Here is an 18,300-nt window from a genome sequence, read left to right as displayed (position 1 = left end):
TTAGTGGCAAAAATACAATAATTTTTAAGCTAGCCATGCTTAATTACTTGTACAAATGTTAATAATTAAAAACCCCACGAAAAGTGGGGTTTTTATAAGAAAAATATTACAATCATCCGATTTGTATCATAAAGCTTCGATGTCGTCATACCGAACTTGATTCGGTATCTCACTAGCCTTTAAGTCAATAATTTTCAGTGAGACCCTGAAATAAATTCAGGGTGACGATATGCTCGTTTGATTATTTACGGATGTACAAATATTATTAAACTAAAGCATGTCTAGTCATAGCCTCTGGTTGAGGTACGCCCATAAGCTTAAGGATAGTAGGTGCCATATCACCTAAAATACCGTCTTTTATTTCTTTTAATTCGTTATCGACTAAAATCACAGGAACAGGGTTTGTTGTGTGTGCGGTGTTTGGTGAACCATCAGGGTTAATCATCGTTTCACAGTTACCGTGATCGGCAATTACTAAAGTGGTATAGTCGTTTGCTAGTGCTGTAGTAATTACAGATTTTACACATTCATCTACAGCTTCACAAGCTTTTATAGCAGCATCCATAACTCCAGTATGCCCAACCATATCACCATTAGCGAAGTTTAAACACACAAAATCAACATCGCCTTTTTCAAGTTCTGGAACAAGAGCGTCACGTAATTCGAAAGCACTCATTTCAGGTTTTAAATCGTAAGTCGCTACTTTAGGTGAGTTTCTTAAAATACGGCTTTCACCTTCAAACTCAGCTTCTCTTCCGCCAGAGAAAAAGAACGTTACGTGAGGGTATTTTTCAGTTTCAGCAATTCTAATTTGCTTTTTATTGTGTTTCTCTAAGACCTCACCTAATGTTTCGGTTAAGTTATCTTTATTGAAAATTACATTTACGTTTTTATAAGTGTCGTTATAATTGGTAAGTGTTACGTAGTGTAAATCAAGTTTTTTCATGTCAAATTCAGGAAAATCAACTTGAGATAAAACTTCGGTTAACTCACGACCACGATCAGTTCTAAAGTTGAAGAAAATAATAACATCACCATTTTTGATTTTGGTGATTGGTTCGTTGTTATCGTCTACAGCAATGATTGGTTTGATAAATTCATCGGTAATATCATTAGCATAACCAGCTTCAATAGAAGCAGCGATATCTGTAGATTTTTCACCTTCACCTTTTACTAATCCGTCATAAACCACTTTAACACGTTCCCAACGCTTGTCTCTATCCATAGCGTAATAACGTCCTGAAATCGTAGCGATTTCAGTATTTGTACCTTCAATATGCGATTCTAATTGTTTTACAAATCCAGCTCCAGATTTCGGGTCAACGTCACGTCCATCGGTAAATCCGTGTACATACGTGTTTTTTAATCCGTAATCATTGGCAGCATCAACTAAGCCTATTAGGTGATTAATATGAGAGTGCACGCCTCCATCACTTAATAATCCTAAAAAATGAACATCTTTGTTATTGGTTTTAGCATAATCAAAAGCATCAACAAGCACTTTCTCATCGTTTAGCGTTTTGTTTTCAACCGCTAAATTCACTTTCACTAAATCTTGGTATACAATACGTCCGGCACCTAAATTCATGTGTCCAACTTCACTGTTACCCATTTGTCCTTCTGGTAAACCAACATGTAAGCCGTCGGTGCGTAAAGTAGCATAAGGGTATTTTGTATATAAAGAATCGATAAATGGAATGTTTGCGTGGTCGATTGCTGAAACTTTTGGATCTGGCGAATTTCCCCATCCGTCAAGAATCATTAAGATAACTTTTTTGTTCATTTTTTATAATTTTTAAAACGTATCAAATATACGGAATTTTGTTAAAAAGGAGTTTATTAATTCCTCCTAAAAGTCTCGTTAAATATGGTGTTTAGCTCTTGTTGTTAAGGAATTATAGCTTTAATAAAATGTAAGTAAATTAATATTAAATTGTTAGGTGGGTCGATTTTTTGTAACAAAATGTTATTTTTGTCGTCTATTTAGTACATCAAAGAACATAAATCATTAAATCAAACTTAAAAATCCTTCATCATGAAAAAAACAATCATTATTTCAACCATGGCATTATGCTTTTCAATTGCAAATGTAAATGCCTCTCCAGAGCCTATTGCTATAAAAACTAATAAAGTAGAAGCTTATTTTAAAGTAAACTCATTTTGTGTATCCATAGCAAAAGGTGATTACGAAACGGTAAGTAAACTTATTGAAAGAGGTGCCGATGTAAATGCAAAATCAAATGGCATGACCCCAGCGATGTATGCAGCAAAGTATAACCGTACAGAAATTCTTCAATTGTTAATAGTAAATGGAGCAAATTTAAAAACGAAATGTAGTAAAGGTAAAACAGCTGCAGATTACGCAGAGTTACATGGCGCGGTTGACGCAAAAGTGATTATCGACGATCACTTTGAAGCAACAAAAATGAGAAAATAATAATTAGATAATAGTTATTTGGAGCTAGTCACTGATTAAAAACGTCCTGTTCAACAGGGCGTTTTTTTGTATTAACAAACTAAAGTGTTTTAAACATGCTGTAATGCGGACCAATGTTAGGAATGTTAAAAGCTTCACCAAAAGATTGATATCCACATTTTCTGTAGAAAGGCAGCGCTATTTCTCTAGCGTTACACCAAATGGTTTTTATGTTTTTTTCTTTCATTAGCCGTTCACCGAAACTTAGTATTTGGTATCCAATACCTTTTCCTTGAAAGTTTTCTAAAACAGCCATACCACGAAGTTGATATTGTTTTGATCTTGATAATTCGGCATGGTCATTTTTAAAGAATGAACAAACCCCGATAATGTTGTTATTATTGTACAAACCTAGGTGGATGGTAGTACTTAAATCATCACCATCAAAAACACAAGACGTTATGGGGAGGCCTGGTCTTAAAACTGGTTGTCTTACTAAATAACTTTCTTGGGCAGTGATTTGTTTTATATGAAAATCGGTTTGATTCATATTGGATTTGATATTTTTGTAAACTCAAAATTAGATAAAAATTAGGGAGTAACATCTACTCCAAATAAAAAGAAGCATGGCATTTATTTTTAAAATTATAGGAAAGGAATATATTAATGATATTTTACCGCTAGTAAAAAAGTTGAATGCAGATAAGATTTCAGAAGCTTTATTAAAAGAACGTATTACAGAAATGTTTACTCAAAACTATGAATGTGCAGGTGTTTTTGATGATGAAAAGTTAATTGGTGTTTGCGGATTATGGTTTTGTACCAGGCATTATTCTGGTAGAAGTGTTGAACCTGATCATGTTTTTATCGCCGAAGCCTATCGAGGAAACCGTTTAGGGCATCAGTTTTTTAGTTGGATTTACGATTATGTATCTAAAAAGGGCTACGAATCGATAGAATTGAACACCTATGTAAATAATTCTGCGTCTCATAAGTTTTATTATAATCAAGGGTTTACGATTTTAGGTTATCATTTTTTTAAAAAGTTGTAAATTTTTCTTGGAAAATATCTAAAGGTTTATCTATATTTGCAGCCGGAATTAATGCGAGAGTAGCTCAGTTGGTAGAGCGTCAGCCTTCCAAGCTGAATGTCGCCGGTTCGAACCCGGTCTCTCGCTCAAAAAGCTTCACAGAAATGTGAGGCTTTTTTTACGCTTAATTGTTACGCAGAGAATCACAGCCGTTTTCGCGGAGATTCGCAGAGCGTTTATTCTTTTTTCTCGACAAGCCGTTAAGGCGCAAAGGTGCACAATACAAAAAAATGATGTCTTAAAAATACTTCGCTCAAAATAAGCTCCAAAAATGTCGAGGGGTTATTTTTATGGAAACAAAATCTGTGAAAATCAGTGCAATCTGTGTCTAAAAAACTTTGTAGTTCTCTGTGAGGTCTCGGCGTATCTGTGTAGTAATGTCCCGTAATAGTAAACAGCCAAAAACCGATAACTAACAACCGATAACTAACAACCGACAACTAACATAACCTGTGTTCAAAAAATTTCTTTGTGATTCTCTGTGAAATCTCCGCGCATCTCTGTGTAATAATATCCCGTAAGAGTAAGCAACCAAAAACCACCAACCAAAATTTTACTTCAAACCATTCAACTCGCTACCCTTGGATATTTCATAAGGCGCTTTGTCATATTCAAAAATACGCGCATCTAAATCACCTTTCAAAATAATAGAGTCGCCTTGAACATGTAACCAACTGCCTTCTCTTAAACCAATAACCGGAGGGGTGTTATAATGGTGAAATTCTTTAATGCGTGTTTCCCTAGTCTCTCCCATGTGCTTGCTTGTAGGATCTGGATCTAAATAATGCGGATTAATATTAAAAGGGACAAAGGCTAAAGCGTTAAAGCTTGGCGGATATACTATAGGCATATCATTGGTCGTTTTTATAGTGAGTCCACAAATATTGCTTCCAGCACTAGTTCCTAAGTAAGGCGTACCATTTTTAACAACATGTTGTAGTGGTTCAATCAGCTTGTTTTTATACAACTGATAGGTTAAAACAAAAGTGTTTCCTCCACCAACAAAAATACCTTCAGCTTGCTGTATCGCTTCAGCAGGATTTTGAAATTCATGAACACCTTTAACTTCTATATTAATTTTACCAAAAGCCGTTTTTGCATGATTGGTATAATCATCATGAGACAGACCTCCAGGTCGCGCATACGGAACAAAAACAAGTTGTTTTACATCCTTAAAAAAGACTTTAAGATCGTCTAAAAGATATTCCAAATAACCAAGACCATGTACCGTTGAGGTGCTTGCAATGATGATGTTTTTCATGAGATTTTTATTTGGGGATAAAACTACTTAAAATTCGTGTTTAATAAAATTTTAAGGAATTATACTTTATGAATTTCATTTAAAATGGTAAATTGAAATAAATTTCATCTATGAAAAAAATACTACTTTTTATCGCCGTACTTTCATCTTTACAAGTTGTTTCTCAAAACATTAATCGGGTTGAGGTTTCAGGGAAAATTATTGTAGAAGGTGGTGATCTTTCGGGGATTACTGTTTATAATAATACGACTAAAACTGGAACCATTACCGATGACAAGGGTGAATTTAAACTACAAGTAGCGTTAAAAGATGAGATAAACGTTAGTGCACTCCAATATGAGAATATTAGTTTTGAAGTTAATGATGCTATAATGAAGTCTAAGCGGATGAAGCTTTTTTTAATTGAAGAAATTAATAAGTTAGAAGCGGTGATCGTTTCCGAAAAAGGCTTAACAGGAAATTTAGAAACCGATTTAAAAGAGGCTACGCCATTTAAACCGCAGTTAGATGCTTTATATTTTGGGGTTAAAAATAACATGGACCATGAGTTTAAACCAGATAACAAGACGAAGGTTGAAAATTTAGGACAAAATTATCAGCATCAGTTTTTGGTTAACGGATTAAACATCGTGAATGTGGTTGATCAATTATTATTGCCAATTTTTCGTTCTAATGTTCCAGATAAAAAGAAAGCTGGCGTTCCAGAAGTGCCAATCGAATCGATTAAACATTATTTCGGAGCTCAATTTTTAGTAGATAATTTTAATATTCCTGAGCATCGTGTGGGCGAATTTATTCAGTTTGTGGAACGTGATGGTTTTGATTACGATTTACTTAACTACGGAAAAGAAATGGAATTTCTAGAGCTTCTTAATCAAAAAAGTGAGGAGTTTTTAAACATGAAAAAATAGAACTTTATCGTTTTTAACGAAACCTTACCAGCTGTTTAATAATTCTTTAAGAGTTTAAGTACGTTTTTTGTTTTTCTAACCAATCGAAAATGAAACGTGTATTTTTATTTTTCCTAATATTTTCATGGGCATTACTAGCCACTTCGCAATCCATCGATTTATTCGGAAAGATTAAAAGTGATGGTAATATCGAGAATATTCATGTTATTAATAAAACCCAGCAGCTTTTTACGACTACCAATGTACGGGGCGAATTTACGATGACTGTTAAGTTGAATGATACTTTGATGTTTTCATCCATACAGCATAAGCCTCAGGAACAGGTGGTTTCAGAAGTTATCTTCAAAAATAAAATTATAGTCATACACTTAGAGTCGGAAATAAACGAACTAGAGGAAGTTGTCCTTGGTAAGGTTTTAACAGGCAACTTAATGTCCGATATATCAAACACCACAGGCGAGGTTCCTATTAATTTTTATGATGTTGGCATTCCTGGTTATACCGGAAAACCAGCTACGAAAAGTGAACGTTTATTGGATGCCTCTAGAGGTGGTCTAAAACCAGTTACTCTAATAAATGCAATTTCTGGCCATACTAGAGAATTAAAAGCACATGTAGAAATGGAAAGGAAGTCCGAGTTATTGCGAAAAGTTAAACTAAGATTTTCCGAAACGTTTTTTGAGTTATACAATCTACCAGAAGATAAAAGAAATGACTTTTTCTATTTCTGCGAGGAAGACGATAATTTCGAAGAAGCTTGTCAGGATAAAACAGATTTTGAAATATTTCAGTTTTTAGAAAAGAAGTATAATCAATATATTGAAAGCTTCGAAAATTAGAGGATAATCCGTTTCAATTTGTTTAGAATTATCTTTATGCCCTTAAAATCTTTAATTTAGCCAAAAAATCTCCGAATGAAATTGAATAAGTTATTACTGTTGTTGCTTATGCTTCCGCTTTGCGCATTTTCTAGCCTACACAAATATTATATAAGTGTCACTCAAATAGAGTACATCGAAGAGAAAGCATCTGTCCAAATCATTTCTAGAATTTTTATTGATGATTTTGAGCGTTTACTACGTGAACGGTATGATGATAGTATCACGTTAGCAGGAAAAAACGAATCTCCAGAAGCCGACGCTTATATAGCTCGTTATTTAAGTGATAAATTAAAAATTCATATTAATGGGGCAGATATGCAACTTAAATTTATAGGAAAGGCTTATGAAGCCGATGTTATGAAATGTTACCTAGAAATTGAAGGTGTTCAGTCTATAAAATCGCTCGGAATAACCAATAATGTACTCTTTGATGTTTTTGAAGATCAACAAAACATCATTAAAACAAAAATAAATTCTAAGCAGAAAAGCTTCATTTTATATCCTCAAAAGGATTATTACATGTTAAAATTCTAGAAATAATGAGGAATTGCTTTTGAATTTCAGTACTTTCGTTGACTTTTAGTGATAATATCAATATAGCGAACCAAAACCAATCAAATTATTTAGTTTTAAAAAAGAATGCATATGAGAAAAATCGTTTATTTCTATCTTTCATTAGTGTTTCTAACTTCTGGAATGTATGCCCAAGAGCAAGAAAAAGAACAAGCAAAAACAGGCCACACAAACACTAACAAATTTAAGCAATTATACGATGAGTTTTCAACTCCTAATATGTATAGGGCGGCTTCTGGAGCACCGGGTTCAGCGTATTATCAGCAGCAAGCTGATTATAAAATGAACATTGTTTTAGATGATAAAGCAGCTAAAATTACAGGAGATGAAACCATAACATACACTAATAATTCTCCAGATGATTTGAAGTATTTATGGGTACAATTAGATCAAAATGTACGTGCACAAGACTCGAAAACACCGTTAATAGAATCATCAGGGTTCGATCCGTTTGCTTTGCCAGATAAATTCACGAATTCCTATTTACAAAATGGTTTAGATCGTGGCTTTCATATTGAAGCAGTGACATTAACTAATGGGAATGCATTACCACACATGATTAATAGAACCATGATGCGTATTGAGTTGCCAGAAGTTTTAAAAAGTGGCGGTAAGTTTTCATTTTCAATTAAATGGTGGTACAATATCAATAACCACGTTGAGGAAGGAGGTCGTTCAGGATACGAGTTCTTTCCAGAAAACGGAAATCGTTCCTATGTAATTGCTCAGTTTTACCCAAGAATGGCGGTTTACAGTGATGTAGAGGGCTGGCAAAATTCTCAATTCTGGGGACGCGATGAGTTTGCTTTACCTTTTGGAGATTACGAAGTGAATATTACTGTGCCTGCCGATCATATTTTAGACGGAACAGGAGTGCTTACCAATAGAAAAGAGGTTTACACTAAAGACATGATGAATCGTTACGACGAAGCAAAAAAATCTTTTACTGAGCCTGTAATCATCGCAACACAAGCAGAAGCAGAAGTTCGTGAAAAATCGGTTTCTCCTGATACTAAAACTTGGAAACTTAAAGCTGAAAACGTTCGTGATTTTGGTTTTGCAACATCAAGAAAATATATCTTAGACATGATGGCCGTTAAAGTAGGATCGAAAGATGTTATGGCTGTGTCACTTTATTCTAAAGAAGGAAACCCATTATGGGAAGATTGGTCTACAAAAGCTGTAGCCAGTACCTTAGAAACTTATTCTCGAATGACTTTCGATTATCCTTATCATAAGGCGATTTCAGTGCATGCACAACGTCAAGGTATGGAATATCCAATGATTTGCTGGAATTACGGACGACCAGAAAAAGATGGTTCATATAGCGATCGTGTTAAATACGGTATGATGGGCGTTATCATTCATGAGGTTGGACACAACTTCTTCCCAATGATTGTAAACAGTGATGAGCGTCAGTGGACTTGGATGGACGAAGGATTAAACACTTTTGTACAGTATGTTGCCGAACAAGATTTCGGAAAAAAATATCCAGCAGCCTTATCCGAAAAAGACAAGCATTTCCCATCAGATCGCGGACCAGCGAAAATGATTGTTCCTTACATGGGGGGCGACCAAGATTTCATTGCGCCAATCATGACCAAAGGTTTAAATACTTACCAATTTGGTAACAACGCTTACGGAAAACCTGCAACAGCTTTAAATATTTTAAGAGAAACTGTAATGGGGCACGAGTTGTTCGATTATGCTTTTAAAGAATACGCACACCGTTGGAAATTCAAACACCCAACGCCAGAAGATTTCTTTAGAACTATGGAAGACGCTTCAGCATTCGATTTAGATTGGTACTGGAGAGGTTGGTTCTATACTACCGATTGGGTTGATATAGGCGTAAAAGAAGTTAAGAAGTATTTTGTGTCTTCAGAACCTAATACATACGTTAAAGACATGGCTAAAGCCCAAGGTTTTGATGTTAAAAACTTACGTCCGTTAGTTTTTATGGTAGAAGAAGGAAGCGATGATTATAAAGAAGAACTTTCTCAGGGTGAACTTTTAGATCATAGTACACCTTTAAAAGAATACTTAATGGATAACTTTACGCCAGATGAACGCGCGAAACTTAAAAACCCAAAGTATTTCTATAACGTCACGTTTAATAAACCAGGAGGTTTAGTGATGCCAATTATTGTAGAGTATACTTATGCCGATGGCACGAAGAAAAACGAAACCTATCCAGCACAAATTTGGAGACTTAACGATAACGAAGTGTCTAAAGCCATTGCTTCAGAAAAAGAGATCGTATCCATCAAAGTAGATCCTAACGAAGAAACTGCCGATATTGACACCAGTAACAATACCTGGCCAGCAGTAGAACAGCCTAGTGAGTTTGATGAATTTAAAAGTCAATCAAGCAACTAAAAACAGTAATATATAATTATAAAAGAAAGTCGATTTTTAAAATCGGCTTTTTTTTATTCTAACAAAACAACTTAGTATATTTGTATCGTGATACAACAAGCAACATTCTTATTTATTAGCGGCGCAGAGATAGCTTTCATCCTATTTATTGCCATAATGGTATTTGGTGCCGATAAGTTACCAGAAATCGCAAGAGGCTTAGGTAAAGGTATGCGCACGCTTAAAGACGCTTCAAACGATATTAAGCACGAGATTACCAAAACCGCCGAAAATAGCGGAATTGACACCAGCATCACTTCAGATGTTAAGAAAGAACTCGACAAGGTTAAAGACGATCTAGAAGACTTTACCGGTTCTGTGCGACGAAAATTCTAAAATTCCACAACTTATTTGGGCGTTACCCTAGCGGGTCAGGCTTTTGGCAGTCGCTCTCTGCGAGGGGCTCCAACAATGCCTCAATCCTTAGCGCGGGTGTGTTGGTTCGGAGAAAGTTTATTCTTACATTTTTAAAACAAGCCACTTCACAGTGATGTGATGTCATTTAATTAGTAAATAAAATTATAAGAAAATTCCTTGTTTCTGTATGGTTAATTTTAGGTTTGTAGTTTATATTTGGGCATATAAAGTGTTTTATAATTTACTTGTTCGTTAATAATCCAAATGAAAAAACTAATACTTATTATCACTTGTTTGTTACAGTGTTCATTATTTGCTAACGACGGTGCTTATTTTGCATCAGGAAATCAATTAATTCCTATTGTTGAAAGTGATATAGAAATTACAAAAGAAATATTAACAGTTACCCGAAAAGTTATTAATGGAACAGACTATGTTTACGTTACTGTTGATTATACGTTCTTTAACTCTAGCACAGCCAAGCAATTGTTAGTAGGGTTTGAAGCACCATCGCCTGAAGGCGATGTTAATGGTTTTCCGAAAAACGGTAGGCATCCTTATATGTCAGATTTCAAGGTGCTTATGAATGGGGTGTTATTAAAGCATGAAACAGCTATGGTAAATTCTGAGACTTATTATATTAATAATAAAATAGATGCTAAGACGGAAGAGGAAATTGTTGGTGAAGACTTTAATGTTAATAATCCAGATTTTTACTATGTATATCACTTTGATGCAAAATTTAAATCGGGAATAAATAAAATCACACATACTTACAGGTTTGAAATGTCAGGGTCTGTGTCTGAAAATTATAGTTTTGATTATATTTTAACTGCAGCAAATAGGTGGGCAAATCATCAAATTGATGATTTTACATTAAATATTGATATGGGTATAAAGCAAGGTTTTGATATAGAAAATACCTTTTTTAATGGTTCAGCTGATTGGATCATTGGCAATGGTAGAGCTATAAGTTTAGCTCACAATAGCACGAGATTTATAACACCAAATGGTAAGATATCTTTTAAAAAAGAAAATTTTCATCCAAAAGGGGAACTATATGTCAGCTCCATAGACGGGCCTTTAAAAAATTACTTTACTTCTTTTGATTTTCGAAACCATAACTTACCAAATAAAATAGATTCAAATCATACAGCAACAAATGCCGTTGATGAAACTGCTTTCAAAATTTTAAGAAACCTACCTTTTGCGATTCGAGGATATGTTTTTAAAACTAAAATAATTCAAGAGTATTTCCTCTCTCAGAAGTGGTACACACCCAACCCTAATTATATAGCTAGTTTAGAATCCTTATTACCAGCTGAAAAAGAGTGGCTGTTCACTGTAAAGCAGAATGAGTGGGATAAATAGAGGGAGTACAAGGAGCTACGGTATATAGGTTTGAATAGCTTGGTCGAAGAACTTAAAATATGATAAAGGTCCTATCAATGCATTCATCGTAGACCCAAAAGCAAATTAATTAAATAAAATTTAAATAAAAACAGAAAACAATTATGAAAAAACAGACTATTGGATTAGTGATTAGCCTCGTAGGGCTTGCTATTATGGGATTTAGTATAGGAAGTAGATTAATCAGCGGTGAAAATAATTTAGGACTAACTTTCGGTGGGTTATTTATTGTTTTTATCGGACTTTTTATTGTCATTCTTAACAATAAAAGGAAGGTAGATAAGGGATAGATGGGCTGAATATTTTGCTCGTTTTTGGTTTTTAAATAGAGACTAAAAAACCTGAAAAACTAATCATAACCTCCTACTAATCGTCAAACCATCACGAATAGGTAAAAGCACGGTTTCAATTCTAGGGTCTTCTTTAAGTAGAGTATTGTATTCTAAAACGGCTTTAGTAGATTTGTCATCAGGTTTTAGGGCTTCTAAGACTTTACCGCTCCACAATACATTATCGGAAAGAATAATGCCTCCAACATTGAGTTTGTCGATAATAAGGTTGAAATAGTTGGGATAATTGTCTTTATCGGCATCAATAAAAACCAAATCGAAGTTTTTATCAAGTTTTGGGATAATTTCTAAGGCATCACCTAAATGCTGAAAAATTTGAGTACCGTACTCAGATTTGTCAAAATATTTACGCTGAAAATCAAACAACTCCTCATTAACATCTAAAGTGTGGAGTTCGCCATCTTTTTGCATGCCTTCCGCTAAACAAAGTGCCGAATAGCCTGTGTAGGTTCCTATTTCCAAAATGTTTTTGGGGTTGACCAGTTTTGAAATCATACTTAACACACGGCCTTGGTAATGCCCACTTAGCATACGGGGTTGCAGTATCTTTTGATAAGTTTCACGGGTGAGTTGTTGTAGTAATTCAGGTTCGTTTTCAGAATGTTTTACAACATAATCATCTAAGGCTTCCGATATAAAATGCATGTGTTTTGGCGTTTAATTCTTGTTGTTGTACTTGATGCTTAAGCAGCTTCAAAATTAACTTAAAATTCTTTTAATCAACTTTTCTTTGGCTAATTTATCATCACCATGTAACCATTGAATCACATTGTTTTCCCAAATGGCCTCGTATTCGTCTTGATTGATGATTTCTCTTTCCTTAGCTAAATCTAAAATCTTACCAGGGTAAGACGATTGTTTTTCGTTTTCCATTTCACCCAAAGGGTAGGGGTCGTCAAGCCCCATAATCACTTGTTTTGAACCGTGGTTTTTTATAAGTAATTCTAAGCTTCCAGTATCATGAACTAAAGTGTCGAAAAAGATGTTTTTATGACCGACAGCCTTTCTGGGATGGTGTTTGTTTTCAAACAAATCAGGCCTGCCATCAAACCCTTGAATACGTCTTCCTAAGTTAATTTGTGCCAATTGGCCGCCATGAGCAAAACATGTTCGCATATTAGGGTATTTGTCTTGATAACCGTTTAAGGTTAAAAAATGATAGGCATCAGCGCATTGTGCCAGCATCCAAATAAGATGAAAACGCCAAGAAGTGTTTTCTAATTTTATAAATTTTTCACCGTCATAGGGGTGAATTTCTACCGCTAAATTGTATTTGTTGGCCATTTCAAAAATCGGTTCGTTGGCTTCATCAAAAATACAGCGCCAAGTGCCAATGGTGTCCATGTAGTGGGTTGGTAAACATAACAATTGAAGACCAAGCGTTTCTACGCAGCGTTCGATTTCCCAGCAGGCGCTATTTACGAAACCTGGATGAACCACAAAACCGCAGGTAAATTTACTTGGGTGGTCCTGCTGAATTTTAGCATTAAAATCATTTTGAAAGCGTAACGCTTTTTTCATTTCTTCAACGCGTAACCCGTTACCGTATAACTGCGATAGGTTTAAAACTACGGCATGATCGAGTTTGTTGTGTTCCATCCATTCTAGTTTTTCTTCAAGAAAAAAACTAGAATGTGTTACAGGGCGACTCCAATCTTTTTGAAGCATGAATTTACGCTCTTTATCTACCCAAAAAATTTCCTTTTCTCTCATGAAATCGGGAATGTCCTCTGGGTAAGGAAGCAAATGGGAATGTCCGTTTATGCGTAGTTTTCGTTTTTCCATGGTGAATGCCTAATTAGAATAATAAAGCTAATTGTCTTATTCTATTTTAACTTTTTTAGGTGGTTGCATAACTTCGCCACAGTTCGGGCAGCAACGTTTATTTTCATCACCATAGAATTTATCGAAAATTTTAGGCATATCGGTTTCAATATTTTCTAGGGTAAAATCTTCTTCATATAGTTTGGTGACACAGTTTTCACAAAACCACAGTAAAGCATCACGCATGCCTTCCGGACGCTTGTATTCAATCACCAAACCAACGGTATTGGCCCCACGTTGGGGAGAATGTGGTACTTTTGGAGGGAGTAAATAAATATCACCTTCCTTGATATGAACATCTCTAGGCGTGCCGTTATCAATAATTTTTAAAACAATATCGCCTTCAACTTGATAGAAGAACTCGGGTGTTTCGTTGTAATGGTAATCTTTTCGGCTGTTGGGCCCTCCAACCACCATAACAATAAAGTCGCCATCTTTCCAAACCACTTTATTGCCTACAGGTGGTTTTAAAAGATGTCTGTTTTCTTCAATCCAAGCTTTAAAATTTATAGGTGATGTTAACTGGCTCATGTCAAGAAACCCTATTAAACTCCTTAGTGGAGCAACTCAAATCGGGTCTTTGAGTTTTTATTAAAACGATTATTGATATAAAGATAAAAAAGAAACGACTATTCTTGCTGTTTCAAACCGCATTTGATTTACTAATCTTATAAGGATTTTGTACGACCGCCATCTACAGGAATATTAACACCATTCACATAAGCTGCAGCTTCACTAGCCAGAAATGTAATAACACTTGCTGTTTCTTCAGGTTGCGCAAAACGTTTCGCTGGGGTGTAGTTTTTCATGGTTTCAGCCATGGCTTCAACAGAAACATCTTCAGCTTTAGCTTTAATATTTACTATTTCAGCTAAACGTTCGGTATCGGTAAATCCTGGGAGCACGTTGTTTACGGTTATGCCATGAGCGGCTACTTCTTCAGAAAGCGTTTTACTCCAATTCCCAACAGCACCTCTAATGGTGTTACTCACGCCTAATCCAGGAATAGGTTCCTTAACAGAAGTTGAAATCACGTTAATGATTCGTCCGAAGCCTTCCTTTTTCATAAACGGAATCGTAGCCTGTGCCAATACATGGTTACATTTAATGTGCATGGTAAAAGCGTTTTCAAATTCCTCTAGACTAGCTGTTAAAATAGCCCCACTTCTAGGGCCCCCAGTATTGTTTATAACGATGTGAAAACCGTGGTTTTTTTCAATAAACTTAATCACCTGCTCTTGTAAATCTCTTGGGTTAGTGAAATCGGCAACAATATAACTGTGGTTTCTATGCTGTGGGAGTTCGGCTAAAACAGCTTTTAGTTTTTCTCTGTTTCTAGCTACTAAAGTCACATTTACACCTTCTTGAGCCAAGGCTATGGCTGTTGCTTTTCCTATGCCTTGCGTGCTTCCGCAAACTAAGGCATTCATATTGTTAATTTTTAAATCCATATTAGTATCGTTTTTGATCTCTAGGAAAAGTAGGAACTTTAAATAGAGCACGTCGATTTTGTCAATATTTTATACACACATTTTTTGTTTTGGTAAAGAATCGCAGAGATTCTAAACCGCCTTCGCGACCAACTCCTGAGGCTTTCATGCCTCCAAAAGGTGTTCTTAAATCGCGCAACATCCATGTGTTTATCCAAACGATTCCAGCTTCTAGTTGATGGCTTAATCGCATGGTTCTTTTTAAATTATTCGTCCATATTGTTGCTGAGAGTCCGTAATTTGTGTCATTGGCCATTTTTAAAACATCTTCTTCAGTTTCAAAAGGCATGATAGTTACCACTGGACCAAATATTTCTTCTTGATTGATGATGCAATTATTTGAATTCACCTCAATAACAGTTGGTTCTAAATAATAACCATTTTTAAAACTTGGAATGATGACTTGGTTACCGCCAACAAGAATTTCGCCTTCAGTTTTAGCAATGTCAATATAATTTAGAATTTTTTCTAGATGCCCTTTTGAGACGATGGCGCCAATATCTGTTGATTCTTGTGATGGATGACCAACTTTTAGTAGTTTTACTTTTTCAATAAAATCGGTTTTAAAGCGTTGGTAAATGGTTGCTTCAACAAATATACGGCTACCACACAAGCAAATTTGTCCTTGATTGGCAAACGACGAGCGTACGGTGGTTTCCAGCATATCATTATAATCACAATCGCTGAAAATGATATTCGGATTTTTACCGCCTAGTTCTAATGATAATTTTTTAAATAAGGGCGCTGCTGTTTTTGCTATTTCTGCACCTGTTGCTGTGCCTCCAGTAAAAGAAATGGCTTTTATTTCGGGGTGCTCTACTATGGCTTTTCCTGTTGTAGTACCTAAACCATGTACAATGTTTAAAACCCCTTTAGGTAAACCAGCTTCGTTACAAATATCTCCCAATAAGTAAGCTGTCATAGGTGTAATTTCACTAGGTTTAGCAATAACACAGTTACCAGCGGCTAGGGCAGGAGCGATTTTCCAAGTGAATAAATATAGCGGAAGATTCCAAGGTGAGATACAAGCTACAACACCTAGCGGCTGACGCAAGGTGTAGTTGATGGCATTTTCACCGATGCTATCATGACTTTCACTTGAAAACTGTGTTATGGCATTTCCAAAAAAGCGAAAGTTGCTCGCTGCTCTTGGGATATCTATTGCTTTTGCGAGACTCAACGGTTTGCCATTGTCTTTGCTTTCCGCTTCAGCGAATTTATCCAAATGTATTTCTAGTAATTCTGAAATTTTAATTAAAATCCTATTGCGTTTTTCAAAAGGTGTATGTGACCAACTCGGAAAGGCTTTTTCAGCAGCTTTAACCGCTAAATCGACATCTTTTTTTGAAGAGTTCGGGGTTTGTGCATAAACTTTTCCGTAAGCTGGATTAAAATTATCTAGCCAATCCTTTGATTTGGGATCTTCAAAAGTACCGTTTATGAAGTTTTTTATTTTCATAGAGCTTTAATATAGGCCATCACTTTTATTTCAACTAGTAAATCGGGATGCGGTAATTGATGAACGGCTACTGTGGTTCTGGTCGGGCCAGTTTCAGTGTTGAAAAATTCCGCGTAAGCGCTATTATAACCAGCAAAATCATTCATGTTAACTAAAAAGGTAGTCACATCGACCACATCATTTAAAGTGGCACCTTCTTTAGTAAGAAGCGCTTCTATGTTTTTTAAAACTTCGCGTGTTTGAACTTCTATATTTAAATGTTTTGTTCCTAAATCGTCAACAATATCAGCCCCAGCAATGGAGTTGTCAGGACGCCTAGAGCTTGTTCCCGAAACAAAAATAAAATTGCCAACACGTTTTGTGAGTGGATAAGCGCCCCGAGGTGTTACCGTTTTTTTCATGAGTTAGTATTTTAAACCAGCGTTACGTTGGTCTTCTAGAATTTGGTTGGTGTCGTGTTTTATTTTTTCCAAGAATTTTTCTAAATCTTCATTCGTGGTGTTGTATTTTAACGTGATCTCACCGCTTGAAAGGAGGTTGAAAACTGCACGGTCTTGAGCGCGTCCTCTAATCATAGCGACATGATAATCGAGGTCTTCATTGAAAGTCACCATAGCGTATTTTGAATGGTATCCCTGCGGAAACTTCTTTTCTAAAAGCATTTCGAGTTTCCGTTTTTCTTGAAAAATAGGTTCGATAACGTGCTCCTTCATTTCATGAAAATTGTCAATCGCTAAATCGGCAATCGCATCGGTGTCTATTTTTCTGTTTTTTTGATAGGCTTTAAAGGTGGCTTCCCAGTTTCCTAAATCCATATCTAAAATCGTGTCGAGTACTACAACATCTTCAAAAGCGGCGTTCATCCCTTGTCCGTAAAACGGGACAATCGCATGTGCCGCATCACCCATTAAAAGCGTATTGCCTTTATAATGCCATGGCGAACATTTTATAGTGCCTAGCGGAGATGTGGGGTTTTTGAAAAATTCGGAAGCTAAATTTGGCATGATAAGTAAAGCATCCGGAAATTCTTCTTTAAAAAACGTAACTACTTTTTCTTCAGTGCTTAAATAATTGAAATTGTATTTGCCCTCATCGTAACTCAGGAATAAGGTAACTGTAAAACTACCATCTAAATTTGGTAGTGCAATTAGCATAAAGTTTTTCCGCGGCCAAATGTGCAATGCGTTTTTATGCGCTAGGTATTCCCCGTTTTCTTTGGGTAAAATACTAAGCTCTTTATAACCATGAGTTAAATAGTCTTGTGAAAAACTAAAAAGGAAACCTTTATCTAGATAATAGCTTTTTCTCAATACAGAACCTGCACCATCGGCGGCTATAATAACGTCGGCATCTTCTACAAAATCTTTTTTAGTGTCATAATCTTGGAAAAGAGCTGTTGTGTTTTGAAAATCAACTGATTTGCATTTTTTATTAAAGTAGAAGTTTACATTTTCATGATTTTCGGCTTCATTTAAAAGCAAGGCGTTTAAATCATTTCTTGACACGGAATTGATGTATTCATGTTTTCTACCACTGTAGTTAGATTGAAACGTGTCTCCGTTTTTATCATGAATCATTCGCCCATGCATGGGAATGCAAAGTGCTTTTACTTTTTCTTCCAAACCAACAAGTTTCATGGCTTTATTGCCACGATCTGAAAACGCTAAATTGATAGAGCGACCAGCGCTCAAGGTTGTTTTGCGTAAGTCCGGACGTTTTTCATAAACTGAAACATTAAAACCACGTTGCCCTAAACGCAGAGCGAACAAGGCACCACAGAGTCCTGCGCCAATAATGAGTATGTTTTGTTGCTTGTTATCCATGTTGCTAGCTTGTTTTTAAATGAAAATGTGTTTTAA

General features: G+C 35.6%; 19 protein-coding genes and 1 tRNA gene. 10 read left to right on the top strand and 10 right to left on the bottom strand.

Annotation, left to right across the window (positions count from 1 at the left end):
• Nucleotides 1–265: 265 nt before the first annotated feature.
• Nucleotides 266–1,783 (bottom strand): 2,3-bisphosphoglycerate-independent phosphoglycerate mutase, encoded by a 1,518-nt coding sequence (gene gpmI, locus Q4566_RS08935; protein WP_303420287.1) that lies wholly within the window; start codon nt 1,781–1,783, stop codon nt 266–268.
• 252 nt (nt 1,784–2,035) lie between these two features.
• Between gpmI and Q4566_RS08930 the strand changes: the two genes are divergently transcribed.
• The gene (locus tag Q4566_RS08930; protein WP_303420286.1) at nt 2,036–2,437 is read left to right on the top strand and encodes an ankyrin repeat domain-containing protein; all 402 of its coding nucleotides are present in this window, start codon (nt 2,036–2,038) and stop codon (nt 2,435–2,437) included.
• A 79-nt stretch (nt 2,438–2,516) separates the two neighbouring features.
• On the opposite strand, the gene Q4566_RS08925 is transcribed toward Q4566_RS08930, so the two are convergent.
• Nucleotides 2,517–2,966: a GNAT family N-acetyltransferase gene (locus Q4566_RS08925; protein ID WP_303420285.1), complete on the bottom strand. Its 450-nt coding sequence runs from the start codon at nt 2,964–2,966 to the stop codon at nt 2,517–2,519.
• Between the two features lie 76 nt (nt 2,967–3,042).
• On the opposite strand from Q4566_RS08925, the gene Q4566_RS08920 reads away from it, so the two are divergent.
• Together Q4566_RS08920 and Q4566_RS08915 are read left to right on the top strand one after the other, a co-directional pair.
• Entirely contained in the window at nt 3,043–3,468 is a 426-nt protein-coding gene (locus Q4566_RS08920; protein WP_303420284.1) for a GNAT family N-acetyltransferase, read from the top strand.
• Between the two features lie 53 nt (nt 3,469–3,521).
• A tRNA-Gly gene (locus Q4566_RS08915) sits at nt 3,522–3,594 on the top strand.
• A gap of 466 nt (nt 3,595–4,060) precedes the next feature.
• On the opposite strand, the gene pepE is transcribed toward Q4566_RS08915, so the two are convergent.
• Nucleotides 4,061–4,768 carry a dipeptidase PepE gene (gene pepE / locus Q4566_RS08910; RefSeq protein ID WP_303420283.1) on the bottom strand — a complete coding sequence of 236 codons (708 nt, stop codon included), beginning with the start codon at nt 4,766–4,768 and terminating at the stop codon, nt 4,061–4,063.
• A 110-nt stretch (nt 4,769–4,878) separates the two neighbouring features.
• Here pepE and Q4566_RS08905 point away from each other — a divergent pair, with 110 nt between their 5' ends.
• From Q4566_RS08905 to Q4566_RS08875, 7 genes are all read left to right on the top strand, one after another.
• The gene (locus tag Q4566_RS08905) at nt 4,879–5,679 is read left to right on the top strand and encodes a carboxypeptidase-like regulatory domain-containing protein (RefSeq protein ID WP_303420282.1); all 801 of its coding nucleotides are present in this window, start codon (nt 4,879–4,881) and stop codon (nt 5,677–5,679) included.
• Between the two features lie 89 nt (nt 5,680–5,768).
• Nucleotides 5,769–6,518 carry a hypothetical protein gene (locus Q4566_RS08900; RefSeq protein WP_303420281.1) on the top strand — a complete coding sequence of 250 codons (750 nt, stop codon included), beginning with the start codon at nt 5,769–5,771 and terminating at the stop codon, nt 6,516–6,518.
• 75 nt (nt 6,519–6,593) lie between these two features.
• The gene (locus tag Q4566_RS08895) at nt 6,594–7,094 is read left to right on the top strand and encodes a DUF6702 family protein (protein WP_303420280.1); all 501 of its coding nucleotides are present in this window, start codon (nt 6,594–6,596) and stop codon (nt 7,092–7,094) included.
• Nucleotides 7,095–7,205: 111 nt separating this feature from the next.
• The gene (locus tag Q4566_RS08890) at nt 7,206–9,512 is read left to right on the top strand and encodes a M1 family metallopeptidase (protein WP_303420279.1); all 2,307 of its coding nucleotides are present in this window, start codon (nt 7,206–7,208) and stop codon (nt 9,510–9,512) included.
• Between the two features lie 87 nt (nt 9,513–9,599).
• On the top strand, nt 9,600–9,887 hold the full coding sequence (locus Q4566_RS08885; protein WP_303420278.1) for a twin-arginine translocase TatA/TatE family subunit: 288 nt from the start codon (nt 9,600–9,602) through the stop codon (nt 9,885–9,887).
• A gap of 285 nt (nt 9,888–10,172) precedes the next feature.
• Nucleotides 10,173–11,279 (top strand): YARHG domain-containing protein, encoded by a 1,107-nt coding sequence (locus tag Q4566_RS08880; protein WP_303420277.1) that lies wholly within the window; start codon nt 10,173–10,175, stop codon nt 11,277–11,279.
• Nucleotides 11,280–11,422: 143 nt separating this feature from the next.
• The gene (locus Q4566_RS08875) at nt 11,423–11,608 is read left to right on the top strand and encodes a hypothetical protein (protein ID WP_303420276.1); all 186 of its coding nucleotides are present in this window, start codon (nt 11,423–11,425) and stop codon (nt 11,606–11,608) included.
• A gap of 63 nt (nt 11,609–11,671) precedes the next feature.
• Here the strand turns inward: Q4566_RS08875 and Q4566_RS08870 are convergent, their stop codons facing one another.
• The 7 genes from Q4566_RS08870 to Q4566_RS08840 all read right to left on the bottom strand — a co-directional run bounded on the left by Q4566_RS08870 (nt 11,672) and on the right by Q4566_RS08840 (nt 18,264).
• Nucleotides 11,672–12,313, bottom strand: a complete 642-nt coding sequence (locus Q4566_RS08870) for an O-methyltransferase (RefSeq protein ID WP_303420275.1) — start codon at nt 12,311–12,313, stop codon at nt 11,672–11,674.
• A 54-nt stretch (nt 12,314–12,367) separates the two neighbouring features.
• Nucleotides 12,368–13,453, bottom strand: coding sequence for an amidohydrolase family protein (locus Q4566_RS08865; protein ID WP_303420274.1), 1,086 nt, complete (start codon nt 13,451–13,453; stop codon nt 12,368–12,370).
• A gap of 36 nt (nt 13,454–13,489) precedes the next feature.
• Entirely contained in the window at nt 13,490–14,023 is a 534-nt protein-coding gene (locus tag Q4566_RS08860; RefSeq protein WP_303420273.1) for a 3-hydroxyanthranilate 3,4-dioxygenase, read from the bottom strand.
• A gap of 137 nt (nt 14,024–14,160) precedes the next feature.
• Nucleotides 14,161–14,943, bottom strand: coding sequence for an SDR family oxidoreductase (locus tag Q4566_RS08855; protein ID WP_303420272.1), 783 nt, complete (start codon nt 14,941–14,943; stop codon nt 14,161–14,163).
• Between the two features lie 61 nt (nt 14,944–15,004).
• Nucleotides 15,005–16,441, bottom strand: coding sequence for an aldehyde dehydrogenase (locus Q4566_RS08850; protein ID WP_303420271.1), 1,437 nt, complete (start codon nt 16,439–16,441; stop codon nt 15,005–15,007).
• Nucleotides 16,438–16,842, bottom strand: coding sequence for a RidA family protein (locus Q4566_RS08845; RefSeq protein WP_303420270.1), 405 nt, complete (start codon nt 16,840–16,842; stop codon nt 16,438–16,440). The genes Q4566_RS08850 and Q4566_RS08845 overlap by 4 nt, the downstream gene beginning before the upstream one ends.
• A gap of 3 nt (nt 16,843–16,845) precedes the next feature.
• Nucleotides 16,846–18,264: an NAD(P)/FAD-dependent oxidoreductase gene (locus Q4566_RS08840; protein ID WP_303420269.1), complete on the bottom strand. Its 1,419-nt coding sequence runs from the start codon at nt 18,262–18,264 to the stop codon at nt 16,846–16,848.
• Nucleotides 18,265–18,300 lie beyond the last annotated feature (36 nt).

Origin of the sequence: Tamlana sp. 2_MG-2023, assembly GCF_030548465.1 — a bacterium.
Taxonomy (GTDB): domain Bacteria; phylum Bacteroidota; class Bacteroidia; order Flavobacteriales; family Flavobacteriaceae; genus Pseudotamlana.
This window is presented reverse-complemented; position numbering and strand designations above follow the sequence as displayed.